This is a genomic window from Alishewanella longhuensis, from assembly GCF_014653435.1.
GTDB lineage: Bacteria > Pseudomonadota > Gammaproteobacteria > Enterobacterales > Alteromonadaceae > Alishewanella > Alishewanella longhuensis.
Genome location: NZ_BNAO01000002.1, coordinates 637,230 through 654,807, shown reverse-complemented (window position 1 = coordinate 654,807; position 17,578 = coordinate 637,230). Strand labels below are relative to the sequence as shown.

The 17,578-nt window shown below is 46.6% G+C and carries 11 protein-coding genes and 1 pseudogene; 9 read left to right on the top strand and 3 right to left on the bottom strand.

Going from position 1 to position 17,578, the window contains the following annotated elements; genetic code table 11:
* The coding region (locus tag IE163_RS07060) for an Ig-like domain-containing protein (protein WP_189431617.1) at nt 1–3,258 on the top strand (3,258 nt) is incomplete at its 5' end.
* An 82-nt stretch (nt 3,259–3,340) separates the two neighbouring features.
* Here IE163_RS07060 and IE163_RS07055 read toward each other — a convergent pair.
* Nucleotides 3,341–3,502: pseudogene (locus IE163_RS07055) on the bottom strand (helix-turn-helix domain-containing protein); the annotation flags it as partial.
* Nucleotides 3,503–3,780: 278 nt separating this feature from the next.
* Here IE163_RS07055 and IE163_RS07050 point away from each other — a divergent pair.
* The 8 genes from IE163_RS07050 to phoR all read left to right on the top strand — a co-directional run bounded on the left by IE163_RS07050 (nt 3,781) and on the right by phoR (nt 13,807).
* Nucleotides 3,781–5,421 (top strand): methyl-accepting chemotaxis protein, encoded by a 1,641-nt coding sequence (locus IE163_RS07050; RefSeq protein ID WP_189431615.1) that lies wholly within the window; start codon nt 3,781–3,783, stop codon nt 5,419–5,421.
* A 121-nt stretch (nt 5,422–5,542) separates the two neighbouring features.
* Nucleotides 5,543–6,571, top strand: coding sequence for a substrate-binding domain-containing protein (locus tag IE163_RS07045; RefSeq protein WP_189431613.1), 1,029 nt, complete (start codon nt 5,543–5,545; stop codon nt 6,569–6,571).
* Between the two features lie 139 nt (nt 6,572–6,710).
* Complete coding sequence (gene pstC / locus IE163_RS07040; RefSeq protein ID WP_189431611.1) at nt 6,711–8,105, top strand: phosphate ABC transporter permease subunit PstC; 1,395 nt, start codon at nt 6,711–6,713, stop codon at nt 8,103–8,105.
* A 6-nt stretch (nt 8,106–8,111) separates the two neighbouring features.
* A complete protein-coding gene (gene pstA / locus IE163_RS07035; RefSeq protein ID WP_189431609.1) occupies nt 8,112–9,482 on the top strand; it encodes a phosphate ABC transporter permease PstA in 1,371 nt (456 codons plus the stop codon).
* 49 nt (nt 9,483–9,531) lie between these two features.
* Complete coding sequence (gene pstB / locus IE163_RS07030) at nt 9,532–10,320, top strand: phosphate ABC transporter ATP-binding protein PstB (protein WP_189431606.1); 789 nt, start codon at nt 9,532–9,534, stop codon at nt 10,318–10,320.
* 196 nt (nt 10,321–10,516) lie between these two features.
* Entirely contained in the window at nt 10,517–11,554 is a 1,038-nt protein-coding gene (locus IE163_RS07025; protein ID WP_189431604.1) for a porin, read from the top strand.
* A 222-nt stretch (nt 11,555–11,776) separates the two neighbouring features.
* Complete coding sequence (phoB, locus tag IE163_RS07020) at nt 11,777–12,463, top strand: phosphate regulon transcriptional regulator PhoB (RefSeq protein ID WP_189431603.1); 687 nt, start codon at nt 11,777–11,779, stop codon at nt 12,461–12,463.
* A gap of 6 nt (nt 12,464–12,469) precedes the next feature.
* Nucleotides 12,470–13,807 carry a phosphate regulon sensor histidine kinase PhoR gene (phoR, locus tag IE163_RS07015; protein WP_189431601.1) on the top strand — a complete coding sequence of 446 codons (1,338 nt, stop codon included), beginning with the start codon at nt 12,470–12,472 and terminating at the stop codon, nt 13,805–13,807.
* A gap of 37 nt (nt 13,808–13,844) precedes the next feature.
* On the opposite strand, the gene IE163_RS07010 is transcribed toward phoR, so the two are convergent.
* Together IE163_RS07010 and ppk1 are read right to left on the bottom strand one after the other, a co-directional pair.
* A complete protein-coding gene (locus tag IE163_RS07010; protein WP_229833462.1) occupies nt 13,845–15,404 on the bottom strand; it encodes a Ppx/GppA phosphatase family protein in 1,560 nt (519 codons plus the stop codon).
* The gene (ppk1, locus tag IE163_RS07005) at nt 15,401–17,533 is read right to left on the bottom strand and encodes a polyphosphate kinase 1 (RefSeq protein WP_189431599.1); all 2,133 of its coding nucleotides are present in this window, start codon (nt 17,531–17,533) and stop codon (nt 15,401–15,403) included. The genes IE163_RS07010 and ppk1 overlap by 4 nt, the downstream gene beginning before the upstream one ends.
* Nucleotides 17,534–17,578: the final 45 nt, after the last annotated feature.

Sequence of the window (17,578 nt, the reverse complement as noted above, 5' to 3'; positions counted from 1 at the left end):
ATCAGCGGCAGCCCGGCGACCTTGGTGAATCAAGGAGAGGCTTACAGCTTTGTGCCTACTGCCAGCGATCCAGATGGTGATACGCTAACCTTTAGCATTGCCAATAAGCCGGTCTGGGCCAGTTTTGACCCAGCAACCGGGGCCTTAACCGGGACGCCAGAGCGTGAACATATCGGACGCTCCGAAGGTATTGTTATTGCAGTGTCAGATGGTGTGCTCAGTGCCAGCTTGCCTGCCTTTAATCTGGAAGTGGTTAGAGTGAATGCTGCGCCAGTTGCGGTTGATGATAACTATACCTTGCCATTTAATAATGACCATAGTTACATCCTGGATGTATTGAGCAATGACACTGACCCAGATGGTGATAGTTTAACCATTACCGCGGCTAACGCTAGCATAGGGCAAGTAAGCATTCAGGGTAATCAGTTGCGCTTTAGCGCGCCAGATAACTTCAGTGGTACTGCAATATTTAGCTACAGTATTACAGACGGAGAGTTGAATGATACGGCTGACGTTATCTTACAAATTACAGGTAGTAACCCTGATGCGCCGGTGATCACACCGCCAGCCGACTTAATTGTTAATGCTACAGGCTTATTTACCAAAGTAGATGTTGGCGTGGCGACGGCTGTTGATAAAGCAGGTAACCGTCTGCCAGTTTCATTGGTTAATGGCTCGCCGTTATTCTCTCCTGGTCGCCACGAATTATATTGGCGTGCGACTGATGCAACTGGCATAAGCAGTACCACAACTCAATTGCTGCAAGTCAGGCCGCTATTGTCACTCAGCAAACCGCAAATAGTAGCTAACCGCAGCAATGTTTCTTTAGAGGTTGTACTAAATGGTCCTGCGCCGGATTACCCGGTAGAGGTTGCATATAGTGTCAGCGGAACTGCTGCCATGAGCGAGCATACTTTGGCATCAGGCACACTGCAGATAATGTCTGGTCTGCGTGGCGTAATTAACTTTAACGTGTTCGCCGATCTGAATAGCGAGCCTGAGAAGAATATCAGGATTATGCTGGATAATGGCCAGAATGTTGGAGCCAATGCGAGTACGACTATTACTGTAACTGAGGCCAATTTAGCACCTAGTGTTGTGCTGGAAGTGCAACAGCAGGGTGAGCAGCGGTTTACTGTCGGCAAGTCTGCCGGCATGGTAACGCTATCTGCCTTGGCAACTGACCCCAATCCTCAGGATAGTGTTAGCTTAGTTTGGCAGGCAGATAGTGCCTTGGACAATATTTCTGCAGATCCATCACAGTTTATCTTTGACCCTAGCACTATAAGCAATGGCCTGTACCAGATAGCAGTAACCGCGACAGACAGTGCCATAGTACCCTTGAATCGTACAGTTGAGGTCTATCTGTTAGTGCAAGATGAGTTGCCTGTGCTTGGCAGCGGTGACAGCAATAACAACTTGATCCCGGATAATGTAGAGGGTTTGGGTGACAGCAATGGTAACGGTATTCCAGATTATCTGGATCCGGGTTTTGACTGTAACGTTATGCCGGAACAACTAAGCAGTGTGCGGCAGTTTGTTGCCGAAGGCGAGCCAGGTATCTGCTTGCGTAAAGGCGCTACTGCAGCCACTAGCCAAACCGGTGGCATACAACTAACTAGTGCCGACTTACAGTGGCTGGAACCAGATATGCTAGCGACCAATATCGGTGGTATCTTCGACTTTATCCTGCGAGATTTGCCGGTGGCGGGCGCAAGCTACGCCTTAGTGTTACCGCAACGTCAACCAATACCAGAGAACGCCGTGTACCGTAAGTTTACCCCGAGCCAGGGCTGGAACAACTTTGTGGTGAACGAGCGCAATCAGTTGTTTAGCGCCAGTGGTGAGCCGGGCTTCTGTCCACCGCCGGGTGACAGCAATTGGCAATCTGGGTTAAACGCGGGTCATTGGTGTGTTCAGCTTATTATTGAAGATGGTGGGCCGAATGATGCTGACGGCATTGCAAACAGTACTATTTTAGACCCAGGTGGTGTTGCGGTTGTTCTTGGTGGCAACCGTTTACCCCTAGCCACAGATGATAGCTATTCAGTACAGTGGAATCAGGTGCATATTTTAGATGTGTTGGCTAATGACAGTGATCCAGATAACGACCCGCTAAGCATTAATCAGGCAACGGCGGCATTTGGTAGCGTTACGATAAATGACGATGGTCAGACATTGCTATACACTGCGCCACAAGATTTTGTTGGTACAGATACCCTAAGTTACGCCATTACTGACGGAAAGAACGGCAGTGCTAGCGCGATAGTTACAGTGGAGGTGTACTATAACCGGCCACCAGTAGTCAGCAATATTACAACCAGCACCAATGATCGCACAGCGATTGATATTGATGTGCTAAAAAGCGCCAGCGACCCAGACGGTGATGCACTAATTATCAGTAGTGTTAGTGCTCAGAAAGGAACTGTAACCATTACCGCCTCGCAAAGCCTACGTTATGTACCACTAACTGGTTACGCTGGCACTGATACCATAAGTTTTACCGTGAGTGATCAACGGGGGGGTAGTGCCAGTGGCACTGTTACTATTGCTATTACCGCTTATGAGGTGGTTACTGTGACAAATAAATCTTCTGGTGGTGCCATGGGCAGTTGGCTACTGTTATTAGCGGTCTTATTGGTATTCCGCCGAGGCTATAGCTCAGTATTCTTTATTGTTCTGATAAGTGCCGTCAGTTTTAATGTTCACGCACAATGGTCTGCCGATATTCAAGTAGGGCACAGCAACAGCCGGATGAGTGCTGCAGACCTTAGTGTTAAGCTGCCAGCTGAAGGTCGCCTGGTCGCTTACGACGATAACAGTAGCAGTTGGGCGTTAGGTGGCCAATATCAGCTTACTGAAAGGCTGGCAGCACAACTACACTATGTCGATTTAGGCGAAACATCTGTCACACTCTCTGGCGAGACCCTCACCCCTGACCAATACCATCAAGCAGTATCTGATTTGGGGCCTTTGTTTGCTTCAGGGATCCGAGCAGGATTATCTTATACCTTATGGCAAAGACAACAGTGGCAATTTCAGGTGCAAACGGGCATGTTTTTCTGGCGGAGTAAGCAGGAAAGTGTCTGGAATAGCACCGTGATTACTCATAAGAATAACGACAATGATTGGTACTGGGGAGGGCAACTAGGCTATGCATTTAACCAGCGTTTGGCATTGCAAGTGAGCTTTAACCGTTATCGTTTAGCGTCGAACCAAGTGGATAACGTGATGCTTGGTGTTAATTTCAGCTTTTGAGTTGTTCATGTAAACTGTAAATAAACGTATTGCCCCTTTATCGTGTTCTCGCTATGGCAAAGGGGCAGTACAGTCGTCCTCTTTAAGTGCTTGTCAGGTGCTGTTTTTCATCGCGCCGTTCAGGCCGCCGTTTCAGTAGTTTCCGTTGTAAAGTTTGTCTATGCATACCCAGAGCGCGTGCCGTGTGAGAGACATTACCGTCAAACTGTTCCAGCGTACGCTGGATATGTTTCCATTCCAGTTGTTACCGGTAATCGCAACCAGTGTCTTAGCGAATATCAGTCCCCAGCGCTACTTTCGAAATTGCGTCAGCTGCTGCAACTCTGCCTGCGTAGAGGCCTCAAGAAAGGTATTTTCCAGAGTACTTTTTAGTTTAAGTAACCAACGTTAACATGGAAACTTCTGTAATACAGCTTAGCGCTTTGCGAGCCTTTGACTAGCACTTACCTTGCTTGCTGTCATAAAAAAGTCATATCTAATTGCTAATGTTCGCCGCAATTTAGGAGAATTGCGGGCGGTGCTATGAAACTCACATTAACTATTGCAAATCGGGTTGTGTTACTGGGGTTAATCCCCCTAGTGTTATTACTGACGGTGCTGCTGGGCAGTTTCTGGGCAGCAAATGCTAAAGACCGCTTATTTAACCAACTCTATGACGAGCATCTGGCCATTCTGGCTGATGTGATGCGGCCACAAAAGATATTGCAACAGCAAGGCCTAACCCAGCTACAGCAGTATCGCACAGGCTGGGCGTCTGCCGAGGGCACAGTGCAAAGCGTAACAGCGTTACTTACCGAGGCAGAGCAGCATTGGCAAGCGTTTAGCGCAAAGCGGGTGGCTAAATCTGCAGCAGATGCTGAGGTTTTTTCCGAGCTGGATAAAGCCTTTGCTCAGGCAGTAAAGCACTATCAGGAATGGTTGAGTTACGCCGGTACCGATGCTCTACTGATCCGCATTTTAAATGAATCCACCATCAATAATGAAGTTGCGCTAAAGATAAACCCTTTTACTGAACAGGCTGAACAATTTATTCAGCAGCAAATTGCCACGGCAGCTGTCGTGCGTGATAGGGCGGCAGATTTTACCCAACGCATGGTGCAGTTTTATGTCTACGGCGGCCTGCTACTGACTTTAGTCGTGCTGTTTTTAATGTGGCAAACCCGGCGGGCGGTTAATCAGCCGTTGCGTGGTTTACGCGATCTACTATTGCAACTGGAACAACAAGCCGATCTTACGTTAAGAGCTGATGAGCAGGGGCGGGATGAAATCGCCGAAGCAGCAAGAGCACTAAACCAAATGCTGCAGCGTTTTGCTGCTTTATTAATGCAGCTTGGCGCCAGCTCGCAACTATTAACTAGCCAGGCTCATCATGTGCAGCAGGTCAGCGAGCAGGTGAATGCAGGCGCCGGTTTACAGGCGACACAAGCGGATCAATTATCCTTGGCGGTAGAAGAAATGTCAGCTGCGGTACGTCAGGTTATTGCTGACACCGAGGCCGCTCTAACTACGGCAGCGGCAGCGCAGCAACTTTGCCAGCAGGGTACTAAAGTGACCAGCCAAAATATGCAGAGTACCGAGTTGTTAGCACAGAAAATGGTGCAGGCGAGCAGCATTATTGGCACCTTGCAGCAAGATTCGGCAAAAATCTCTGGTGTGCTTGAAGTGATAGGCAAAATTTCTGAGCAAACGAATCTATTAGCACTGAATGCCGCTATTGAAGCGGCGCGAGCAGGCGAGGCCGGTCGGGGCTTTTCAGTCGTGGCCGATGAAGTCAGAACCCTCTCTGGCAATACCAAGGCTGCGACAGAATCGATAAGGCAAATGATCAGCACCCTGCAAGCTCAGGCCAACCACGCTGTTGCGGCTATTGAGCAAGCCGCCGGCCAGGCAGAGCATAGCGTAGAGCATGCCCGCATTACCGAACAGGTATTTCGGGATATTGCCAGCGAAGTTACGCAGCTCGCGGCCTTTAACCAACAAATTTCTCAGGCTACTGATGAACAGCAACAGGTTACCAATCGTTTTATCAGCGGTATTAGCGAACTGCATAGTGCCAGCCAGCAGTTGCATGACGGCGCGACCAGTTCTGCCCAAGCCAGCGAACAATTATCGGCAGTTGCTGCCCAGTTAAATGCAGGTTGGCAACAATTCCGGGTCAGTTAGTAAGTTGTCATGACAGTGGCACGAAAAAAAACGCTACTGTCATATTGTTGAAATATAACGCAAGCAAACTAGCCATGTTGAATTAAAACTGATTAAAACTACTCTTTAGAGGAACGACAAAATGAAAATGAAGACATTATCTAAATTAGCGCTGGTAACAGCAGTTTCACTAAGCTTTGCTGCCACTGCTCAGGCTACCCGCGATACTGTACAGGTTGCTGGCTCCTCAACAGTGTTGCCGTTCTCTTCAATTGCTGCAGAAGAATTTGGTAATAACTTTGCTCAGTTTAAAACGCCGGTGGTAGGTTCTGGTGGTTCAGGTGGTGGTTTACGCCAGTTCTGTCAGGGTGTTGGCACCAACACTATCGATATTGCCAACTCATCTCGCGCCATCCGCTCTGCAGAATTAGAAACCTGTAAAGCCAATGGTGTTAATCAGGTTATCGAAGTAAAAATTGGTTATGACGGTATCGTATTCGCATCACGTATTGACGCTGGCACTTTTGCTTTAGAGCCTGTACATGTATTTTTAGCGCAAGCCGCGCAAGTACCGCAAAACGGCCAGATGGTAGCTAACCCGTACACGCGTTGGTCGCAAATCGACAAGTCACTGCCAGACCAGGCTATCTTATTAGCTATTCCTGGTTCTAACCACGGTACCCGTGAAGTTTATGAAGAAAAAGTAATTTTAGATGGCTGTAAAACACTGCCAGAAGTAAAAGCGATGCCATCTGGTGATCAGAACAACTTCTGTTTAGCTATGCGTACTGATGGCCGCGTAGTGGAAATTGCTGGTGACTACACTGAAACCTTAGCCCGTTTACAGGCGCAGAAAGACGCGGTTGGCGTATTTGGTTTAAGCTTCTATGAATCAAACCGTGACCGTATCAAGGTAGCCACAGTAAGTGATGTAGTACCTACCGTTGATAATATCATTGCTGGTACTTACCCAGTATCTCGTCCATTATTCTTTTATGTTAAAGGCGAACATATCGGCGTAATTCCTGGTCTGCAGCAGTTTGCTGAATACTTTGTATCTGAAGCTGCATCTGGAGAAGGCAGCCCACTGGAAGCAGCGGGTTTAATCCCTCTGTCAGATGCTGAGCGTACAGAAGTGTTAAACAACATTCGTAATAAAAAGGCACTGTAATTTACTGCCCTTTTAAAAGGCCACCTGCGGGTGGCCTTTTGCTTTTCGTTAAGTAAGCATTGCAGTTGTCATAAAACTGCAATCTAGCGGCGTTATCATTTTAAGCAGACCCTGATCTCTGTTCAGTAGCGGAGTACTGATGAACAACTTTTCTTTAATTTTAATGTTGCTGGTACTAATGGCTGTCGCCTACCAATTTGGTATGGTACGCAGCCGTAGTCTGGCCGGTGGCAATAACAGTGCCATCATGCATTCACGACCACACCACTACGGTATGATGGTAGGGCTTTGGGCGGTGTTACCGCCATTGTTCATTATGCTGCTGTGGAACTGGTTTTCACCTGGTGTTATTCAAAGCATGGTCTTGGCCTCTATTCCGGCAGAGCATCTGCCTGATGGCGAGCAGGCAGCTATCATTATGCGTCGGATCAGTAATCTGGCGGCGAACTTTGGTATAGTCGCAGAGGCTGCAGAGTGGGAGCTTAATGCGGCTAACTATTTGCAGGCGTTACGCCAGCAAAGTGCCTTAATGTTAACGGCCTTAATGTTTATTGTCGCTTCAGTAGGGTTATTGCTTAGCTTTAGGAAAATTCAGCCTTCACTGCGTGCCCGCCATCAAGTCGAGAAAGTGATGATGGGACTGTTGTTGCTTTGTTCAACAGTAGCCATTTTAACCACTATCGGTATCGTATTATCGATGGTAGGGGAGACACTGAAGTTTTTTACTTTTATCAAACCTTCTGACTTCTTCTTTGGGACTACCTGGAACCCACGTTTTTCCACCGCAGGTGTCGCGGATGGCTCGTTAACGGGCAGTCAAGGCAGCTTTGGTTTACTGCCATTGCTGTCTGGCACTATGTTGGTGGCATTTATTGCTATGTTGGTCGCAATACCACTAGGCTTGATGGTCGCTATTTATATGGCAGAATACGCACCAAGCAAAGTACGTAACACGGTTAAACCCGTTATTGAAGTGCTGGCCGGCATACCTACTATCGTTTATGGTTTCTTTGCTCTGGTTACAGTGGGGCCGTTTTTAACCGATTTAGGCGCTATGCTGGGCTTAACCATTCGGGCGACGTCGGCGCTTACTGCGGGTGTGGTGATGGGCATTATGCTTATTCCTTTTATCTCTTCATTGTCGGACGATATCTTAACTCAGGTTCCTAAAGCCTTGCGTGATGGTTCACTAGGCTTGGGTGCAACAAAGTCAGAAACTATTCGTAAAGTGGTATTGCCAGCAGCCTTACCTGGCATAGTGGGTGCTGTGCTGCTGGCTGTTAGCCGGGCCATCGGTGAAACCATGATAGTGGTACTGGCTGCCGGTAACAGTCCTTCACTTACTGCTAATCCGTTCGAAGCGGTATCGACAGTAACGGTGACTATTGTTAATCAGCTTACGGGCGACAATGACTTTGCCAGTCCGCAATCATTGGTGGCTTTTGCTCTGGGCCTCACCTTATTTGTAATTACGCTGCTGTTAAACGTGGTTGCCTTGGTGATAGTGCGTAAATACCGTGAACAATACGAGTAATAAAAGATGACTACTGAAGTGAAAAACCTTAAAGGTAATGCGGCTACCAGAAGCAAAGTTCAGCAGCAGGTGGTGAATTCTCTGCAAAAACGCCATCGGCAGGAAAAGTTGTTTCGCGGTGCAGGTGTTGCAGCGGTATCTATCAGTATTTTGTTAGTGGTGCTGTTATTTGTAAATATTTTTTCTAAAGGCTTACCTGCTTTTTGGCAACATGCGATTAAACTGGATATTTACTTTGATCCGGCCGTGGTAAAGATTGCGGAAAAACCTGTGCAACAAGCAGGCGAGAGTGATAACGAATTCCGGCAGCGGGATCTGGAATGGCGCTCAGCCGTTGGTATGATTAACTTCAACCGGTTAATTGTTGACGGTTTACAAAAAGTTATTCCGGATGCTAATGAGCATCGCCGCGATTTGCAGCGAATTGTTACTTCGGGTGAGCGTTTTGCCATTCGTGATCTGGTAATTAAGGATCCGAGCATTATTGGTAGTACCCAAAGTCTGTTTTTACTAACAGATGCCAATATTGATGTGTGGTTAAAAGGTAATATTGATCGTTCACTGGGAGATGCACAGCAGCAGCTGAGTCCAAAAGTGCGCGAATGGGTAGAAAGCCTGAAAGCGCAGGGGGTTATTCAAAACCGCTTTAGTTTTGCCCTATTTATGAACCCTGATTCGCGTAGTTCTTTAGCCTCTGCAGGTTTGGCGGGTGCTTTTATGGGCTCACTTTATATGATGTTGGTGGTGATAGTGCTGGCCATTCCAATGGGCGTTGCCGCGGCTATCTATTTAGAAGAGTTCGCACCTAAAAACAAACTAACGGATTTAGTCGAAGTTAATATCAATAACTTGGCTGCAGTACCTTCTATTGTCTTTGGTCTACTGGGCGCCTCTATTTTTATTGGCTGGTTTAATTTACCCATGTCAGCGCCGGTAGTCGGTGGCTTGGTATTAACGTTAATGACACTGCCTACAGTGATTATTGCTACCCGCTCTACTTTAAAAGCTATCCCACCTTCAATTCGCCAGGCGGCGTTGGGGTTGGGGGCTTCTAAGAGCCAGGCCGTCTTCCATCATGTATTACCGCTGGCTATCCCAGGTATTTTAACCGGCTCTATTATCGGTGTGGCGCAAGCCTTAGGTGAATCGGCACCTTTACTACTGATTGGTATGAAGTCGTTCGTTGCGTCAATACCCAGCAGTGCCATGGAACAATCTACAGCCTTACCCGTACAAATTTATTTATGGCAGGGTAATGAATTGCGTAATTTCTTTGAAGCCAGAACCTCTGCTGCCATTATTGTATTGCTGGCATTAATGTTATCACTAAATAGCTTAGCAATTTGGTTACGTAAGCGGTATGAAGTGCGCTGGTAAAACGCCTTGGCTGGCACCCCGAACCCTATTTTGAATACAGGACAAGATAATGAGTGAAAGTACAGTATTAAATGACGCGGCCAAGGTAAAAATGACCGCGCGTGATGTAAAAGTGTTTTATGGTACTAACCAGGCTATTCATGGTATCGATATGGATATTATGGAAAACGAAGTGATTGCCTTTATCGGCCCATCGGGTTGCGGTAAATCGACCTTTTTACGTTGCTTAAACCGGATGAACGATACCATTGATATTTGCCGGGTAACGGGTCAGATAGCCTTAGATGGTCAGGATATTTATCATCCTTCACTGGATGTGGTGCAGCTGCGGGCGCAGGTTGGCATGGTGTTCCAAAAGCCTAACCCTTTTCCAAAGTCTATCTATGACAATATTGCCTATGGCCCCAAATTACATGGTTTGGCCAGCAAAAAGTCTGATTTAGATGATGTAGTGGAGTCGAGCTTACGCCGTGCCGGTTTATGGGAAGAAGTGAAAGATCGTTTGAATCAACCTGGCACAGGGTTGTCCGGTGGTCAGCAGCAGCGGTTATGTATTGCCCGTACTATAGCGGTAAGCCCGGAAGTTATTCTAATGGATGAGCCTTGCTCCGCTTTGGACCCGATTGCGACCTCTATCATTGAGGAGTTGATTGCTGAGTTAAAACAGAATTTTACCATCGTCATTGTTACCCACAATATGCAGCAAGCGGCGCGGGTATCTGATAGAACGGCCTTTTTCCATCTGGGCAACCTGATTGAACTGGGGGTAACGAACGATGTCTTTACTAACCCGACACAGAAGAGAACCGAAGATTACATTACCGGGCGCTACGGTTAATCTGGTTTTAGCAAGATCACTTTTCAGGCCGGTTCTCCGGCCTTTTTTAGCGGCACTTTTCTAAGGTACGCGCTAGAGCATTTCCTGCCGCTGTCATAAAAGCTTCAAAAAAAAGCCATTAATCTGACATTTAAGCTGCTGATAATATCCCCATCGAAAACAAACCAGCTTATAAAAATATTATCAGGAGAATCCCATGAAAACGATCAAATTAAGCCTAGTTGCGGCAGCCCTTAGTTCATTGTTTGCCGTACCTGCGTTAGCTGCTGATGTACAAATTTATGGTCGCGCACATTTGTCAGTTGATTCGCTGGACAATGGCGTAGATAGCGGCACTAACGTATCAAGTAACTCAAGCCGTTTAGGTTTCCGTGCGAAAACGGAAATTGAAGGTGGTTTAGAAGCTTTCGTACAAATTGAGCAAAATATTCGTTTTGATGAAGGCGCTGGTAGCTGGGCATCGCGCGATTCATTCGTCGGTATCCGTGGTAACTTTGGTACTGTGCGTTTAGGTCAGTTTGATACACCATTAAAAGCAGTACGTGGCAAAGTTGATATGTTTGGTGATCGCATCGGCGATATCCGTAACCTGACTCGCACCTCTACCAGTGGTAGCACCAATGCCAACATCGGTAACGTGTTTGACGAGCGTTACAAAAACGGCGTGCATTACCAAACGCCTAAATTTGGCAACTTTGTATTTGATATTCATTACACGCCACACAATAACGCGGGTGCCACTGTAGACAATGTACAAGAGTCTTACAGCATGGCGTTAAGCTACGAGGTGAAAGGCTTCTACGCAGCTATCGCTTATGAGACTTTTGAAGGTCAAAATGGTTTAGATCCAAACGCGTTACGCTTAGGTGCTTACTACGATGTCACGTCTGACTTCCGTGTGTCAGGTATGTTCCAAAGCGCCAGCGATGTACCAGGTGGCGACCGTAATGTATACGGTGTAGGTGCCAGCTATAAAATGGGTGATTACACCTTACGCAGCCAGTACTATGTTGCTGATGATAACGATGCAGCCGATTCAGGCGCCTCTATGTTAGTAATTGGTGCGGATCGTCGTTTAGGTAAAGATTTAACCTTATACGTAGCCTACGGCATCACCTCTAACGATGACGCAGCGGCTTTCCGTGTATCGGCGGGTGGTCGTGATACCCAGTTAGCAGCAGTGCCGGGTAAAGACAGCAGTGGTCTGTCGTTAGGCGTACAATACAACTTCTAAGTTGTCAGTGTTCTAGCCTGTTGTTGAGTGTTTTAGCCCCGCTTGCGGGGCTTTTTTGATCTACGCTTATCCATTTTAAAATGCTTTTTCTACTATTGCTGTACAGTGCTAAATAACCTTTTAGTTTCTATACTGAAAATAATAAGTTAACTGTTTCATTTCATAAAAATGTCATAATATGGCCGCATAATTGGCACATTATAGTTAATATGGTAGCAAGCTATGTCGAGAAGAATTTTGGTTGTCGAAGATGAAGCACCCATCCGTGATATGCTGTGTTTTGTATTAGAGCAAAATGGCTATCAGGCGAGTGTTGCCGAAGATTTTGAAGCCGCAATCAGTAATTTAGTTGAACCCTATCCCGATCTCGTCTTGTTAGACTGGATGTTACCAGGTGGTAGCGGTATTCAAATAGCTAAAAAGATGAAACAACATGAGCTAACCCGGAATATTCCGATTATTATGATTACAGCTCGCGGTGAGGAAGAAGATAAGGTCCGCGGTCTGGAAGTGGGTGCTGACGATTATGTCACTAAGCCATTCTCGCCAAAAGAGTTGATGGCGCGGATCAAGGCAGTGATTCGTCGGGTTGCACCTACCAGTTTAGATGATGTTATAGAAGTACAAGGTTTAAAACTGGATCCAGTTTCACACCGGGTAACGGCGGAAGAGCAACCCTTGGATATGGGGCCTACCGAGTTTAGGTTGCTGCACTTCTTTATGACACATCCGGAACGGGTTTATAGCCGCGAGCAATTGCTGGATCATGTCTGGGGAACTAATGTTTATGTGGAAGATCGGACTGTTGATGTGCATATTCGCCGTTTACGTAAAGCCATTTCGCCAGCGGGGCATGATCGGCTGGTCCAAACCGTCCGGGGCTCTGGTTACCGTTTCTCAGCTAAGTAGTCACTAATGCGTTTATTATTGTCAAAGCGAAATCTGCTGGCTAAAGTGGTACTGATTTACGGTTTAGCCACTTTTTTTGGTTGGATCTTTGGCAAGGTGCTGTTGGTGCTGCTTTTACTCAGCCTGGGGCACCTGTGGTGGCAATATAAACACATTTTCCTGCTGGATAAGTGGCTATGGCGTGATCGCAAGCTAACACCACCTGCAGGTGACGGTAGCTGGCAACAGATTTTTGATGGCATTTATTTTCAGCAACGGCGCGAGCGGCGTAAACGTAAGGAACTGCGCACCTTAGTCCGCCGTTTCCGTGATGGTGCCGAGGCCCTGCCCGAGGCGGTAGTGGTACTAAGCGAAGATTGGAGTATTATCTGGTGTAATAAGTTGGCGCAACTACTTGTAGGTTTGCGCTGGCCGCTCGATGAAGGTCAACGTATTGATAACTTAATCCGCTCCCCCGAGTTTCACCAATATCTTAAGTTACAGCATTTTCAACAGCCCTTAGAAGTGATGTCACCAACCTCTTCCAGCATCATGTTGGAATGTAAAATGATGCCTTATGGCAAGGCGCAGTTTCTGTTAATCGTGCGTGATATTACCCAGTTAAAGCAGTTAGAACAGATCCGAAAAGACTTTGTTGCCAATGTTTCGCACGAGCTACGCACACCGCTAACGGTATTACAGGGTTACTTAGAGGTAATGGACAGCGACAGTCAACCTGCTCATACCATTTGGCAAAAAGCCCATCCGGTGATGTTAGAGCAAACCCGGCGCATGGATGCGCTAGTGCAGCAACTGCTCACCTTATCGCGGATCGAGGCTGCTGCGCGGGTGCAATTCGAACAAGAAGTGGATGTGCCTGCTATGTTGCGGTTAATTGAGCAAGAAGCAGAAACCTTAAATCGGGAGAAGCAGCATAAGCTCACTTTCACAATTGACCAGGACCTCAAGGTTACCGGTGCCCAGGATGAACTGCGCAGTGCTTTTTCTAACCTGGTAACAAACGCCATTAAATACACGCCAGCGGGTGGCGAAATTAGTGTTAGCTGGCAACGTGAGCATCAAAAGGCCGTGTTTACGGTTAGTGATAATGGCGAGGGGATTGCAGCGCATCATGTAAAGCGTTTGACGGAGCGTTTTTATCGGGTAGATCAAGCCAGAGCCAGAAATACCGGTGGTACAGGGCTTGGCTTGGCCATCGTTAAACATGTGTTGTCACGGCATAACAGCCAGTTGCTGATTTTTTCAGAGCAAGGCAAGGGCAGTACTTTCTCTTTTGCATTACCACCAGAGCTGGTGCTTGGCACGCAAACACCAAAGAAAAGAGCCAAGTTTAAAGTGAAATGAAAATAATGGGCCTAAACATTGGCCCGCACTAAGCATGCTATACGTCTGTTGTGTTGCCGCTGTCTGCTTGACAAAGTAAATCTTGCAGAGCCGGGATCTCCAGTTTAAAAGCAATTTTCTTTAAAAGTTTTTGTTCTTGCTGTAAATCGGCACTTAATACCGTTTGTTGCTGTAACCAATCAGGTGATAATTGCAGTTGCAGTTGTTGCACACCGGCTTGAGCACTGAGTGGTGGCAAAAAGTCGTCACGGCGTTTTTGGTTTAGCAATACTGCCATCCGCAGCAGCACCAGTAAGTTAATCACCACAGGTATATCATATAAGCTGAAATAGGGGATTTCATCGGCGCGGATTTTTCGCCGGTGAAAGCGTACCAAACAGGCCAGTAAATTCTGTTGCTCCTGGTTAAAGCCAGGTAAGTTTGCATGTTGCAGAATATAGGCTGAATGTTTTTGCACGCCGGAGGAGTTAATATGTAAGCCTATTTCAAACACTGTCGCGGCAAAACCCAGGAGCAAGGCGTCCTCGTCATCCAGTTGCCAACTTATTTTAACTTGCTCAAATAACGCCATAGCGGTAGCCCGCACCCGACTCGCTTGAGCTTGATCGATATCATAGCGTGTTACCAAACTTTGCATCGTTTGCTCGCGGATATCCATATGTTGCATACGATCGCTCATTTCGTACAGCACCCCTTCGCGCAGTGCGGCATCGATATAAACGAGCTGGTCAATATGCAGCATTTGGAAAGCGGCAATTAAAATGCTTAAACCAGAACACAGTAACAGCTTACGGTCTTCGGTTAGGCCCGGTAAATCCAATTGCTGGCAATGGTCAAACTTTACCAGGTAATCGCGCAGCTTTAACAGCTGCTCTAACTCAATAGCGCCGTTAGACCAACCGAAACCCGTGATTATGTCGCGAATGGTTTTAATGGTACCAGAGGTGCCGACAACCTGTTGCCAACCAGCCGTTTTAAAGCTGCTGACGATGGGTTCCAGTTCTTGCTCGGCTTGAATAATAGCCCGGCTAAAACGCCTGGCGGAAATTCTGCCTTGACTAAAATGGCTTTTACCATAGCTAACACAGCCCATATTACGGCTGCTTAAGCGCAGTGGTTGAGCCGCTTCCCCAATAGCAAACTCGGTGCTCCCACCGCCAATGTCGATTACTAAACGACGGCCGTTAAAATGCTCGAAATGTGCCACACCCTGATAGATAAAGCGGGCTTCTTCTTGCCCCGAAATTACTTCTATCGGAAAAGGGAACAAGGTCTTAGCTCGCCTTAGAAAAGTGGCTGAGTTTCTGGCCCGGCGCAGGGTGTAGGTGGCAATAACCCTAACTGATTGCGGGGCGAAGGGTTGTAAAGTGTCGGCAAATTGCCGCAGCACCTGTAGCCCTCGCTCGATAGCTTCCTCACTTAATACCAGTTCGTCATTGAGTCCTTCTGCCAATTGCACCTTTTGCTTTTCGCGGTGCAATAGCTGTATATCGCCCTTTACAATCCGGGCAATCACCATATGGAAACTGTTCGAACCCAGGTCAACGGCGGCAATATAGGGGGCCGTGCCTGATTCTTGTATAGTTTGTGTTGTCAAAGCTCTGGGTCAGCCTGTTGTAATAAGAGTTGTGCCTGTGCCGCAAATAAATCGTAGATACTCTGTTGTGAGCGAATATTACGTTTATTGCCGCGTTTCACGTAGGAATTACTTTGCTTAGCATCAATAGTACGGGCTTTAACATTATCCCGCCACTGAATATCTAGGGTACTGATAATTGTTTGCTTAATTTTTGCATCAAATAACGGCACACCTACTTCAACGCGTTGGTCAATATTGCGGGTCATCCAGTCCGCAGATGAGATATACACATCAGTATCACCGCCATTACTAAAGACGTAAACGCGAGCATGTTCTAGGAAACGATCCAAAATACTGATCACTTTAATATTCTGACTTTTTCCCGGAATGCCCGGTACTAAAGAGCACATGCCGCGAATAATCATCCGGATTTTCACACCGGCCTGGCTGGCTTTATACAATAGCTGGACAATATCTTCATCGACCAGGTTATTGGCTTTTAAGAAGATTTCGGCTTTGCGGCCGCTGACGGCAAAATCAATTTCACGTTGGATTAGCTGTTGTAGCTTTGGTCGGCTCCAGGTGGGTGAAACAATCAAATGTTTAAACACAAAAGGTCGATAAGAATATTGAATAAACTCAAAGACCTGCTCAATTTCAGCGGTAATTTCCGGATGGCAGGTAAATAAGCTCATATCGGTATAAATCCGGGCGGTCTTTTCATTAAAGTTACCGGTACCGATATGGCCATAGCGCACCGCTTTCCCTTTTTCCTGGCGGGTAATTAAACAAATTTTTGAGTGAATTTTTAAGGTTGTTTGACCAAAAATGACCTCAATACCGGCATCGGTCATCCGCCTTGCCCAGTTAATATTATTCTCTTCATCAAAGCGGGCTTTCAGTTCGACCACCACTGTAACCTTTTTACCGTTGCGCACCGCATCAAGCAAAGAGTGGATCACACGTGAATGCTTGGCTACCCGATACATAGTAATTTTGATATGGGTGACTTTAGGGTCAAACGAGGCTTGGCGCACCCATTCGGTAAAATAGCCAAAGCTATGATAGGGGTAATACAACAAAATATCGCTATTGCGAATGGCATCAAAGGTTGTTGGGTGCTGCTCAAAGTCAGCACTAGGTAAAGGCGGCAGGGGGGCAAATTCCATACTTTGATGGCCTAAGTTTGGAAAGCCGATAAAGTCTTTAAAATTACGGTAGCGACTGCCGGCAATTAACGCATCAACCGAGCTGGTACCTAATTGCTTGGTAAGTACTTTTAGCATCTGCTCAGGCATAGCCGCATCATAGACCAAGCGAGTTGGCTCTGACTTCAATCGCTGCCGGATGCCTTTTGACATTTTATCAATTAAGCTTTGATCTAGGGTATCGCTGATATTGTATTCGGCGTCGCGTGTCAGCTTTAACGAAAAAGCACAGATGCTGTCAAACTCAAAAAAACCCTGAAATAAATCGCTGATACAATGGGTAATGATGTCATCCAACAAGATAATTTGCCGCCGATAATGGCCATTTTTCTTGCGGGTATTTAAATGCAGTGGCAGTTCAATAAAGCGTGATACCTCATCTGTAGGTACCTGCACTATGGCATATTCGGGTTTGTGTGACCCTGTCATCTCTACCATGAGGTAAGTGGTATTATCTTCCAGGATTTTACCAAGCGAGGCATCGGTGCTAGAGAGAATAATGGGTGAAATATGTTTTTTCACCTCGCTGTTAAAGAAGCTGCGTACCCAACTTGATTGTAATTCAGTGATCTTACTGTCGTCGATCAGTTCGATGTTGTGCTTGCGTAGTTCTAACTGGATATCTAGATAAATCTTGTTAAATTGTTTCCCTAATTGTAGTACTTGGTTCTGGATCTCAATCAGCAGTAATTCAGCGTCTTCATGTTCCCAGGTTTGATACTTTTTCAGTAAGATCCGTCTTTTAACATCAGCCACCCGTACCCGGAAAAACTCATCTAAATTGTTGGAGTAAATCCCCAAAAAACGTAACCGCTCTATTGGCGGGTTACGGGTGTCTGCTGCTTCTTGCAGTACCCGGCCGTTAAAAGCTAACCAGCTAAGTTCACGTGGAAATAAGGGGTAATCTGCTTGAGTAATTGGGGTGATTTGCTGTTCCATGGTTTTTGCTCCTGCTAACTGCCTGCAAAGCACTCTATGTCAGTT

Excerpts from the sequence above, each read along its gene's own strand:
- IE163_RS07050 (WP_189431615.1), top strand. The coding sequence starts at position 3,781 with ATGAAACTCACATTAACTATTGCAAATCGGGTTGTGTTACTGGGGTTA.
- IE163_RS07045 (WP_189431613.1), top strand. The coding sequence starts at position 5,543 with ATGAAAATGAAGACATTATCTAAATTAGCGCTGGTAACAGCAGTTTCA.
- pstC (WP_189431611.1), top strand. The coding sequence starts at position 6,711 with ATGAACAACTTTTCTTTAATTTTAATGTTGCTGGTACTAATGGCTGTC.
- pstA (WP_189431609.1), top strand. The coding sequence starts at position 8,112 with ATGACTACTGAAGTGAAAAACCTTAAAGGTAATGCGGCTACCAGAAGC.
- pstB (WP_189431606.1), top strand. The coding sequence starts at position 9,532 with ATGAGTGAAAGTACAGTATTAAATGACGCGGCCAAGGTAAAAATGACC.
- IE163_RS07025 (WP_189431604.1), top strand. The coding sequence starts at position 10,517 with ATGAAAACGATCAAATTAAGCCTAGTTGCGGCAGCCCTTAGTTCATTG.
- phoB (WP_189431603.1), top strand. The coding sequence starts at position 11,777 with ATGTCGAGAAGAATTTTGGTTGTCGAAGATGAAGCACCCATCCGTGAT.
- phoR (WP_189431601.1), top strand. The coding sequence starts at position 12,470 with ATGCGTTTATTATTGTCAAAGCGAAATCTGCTGGCTAAAGTGGTACTG.
- ppk1 (WP_189431599.1), bottom strand. The coding sequence starts at position 17,533 with ATGGAACAGCAAATCACCCCAATTACTCAAGCAGATTACCCCTTATTT.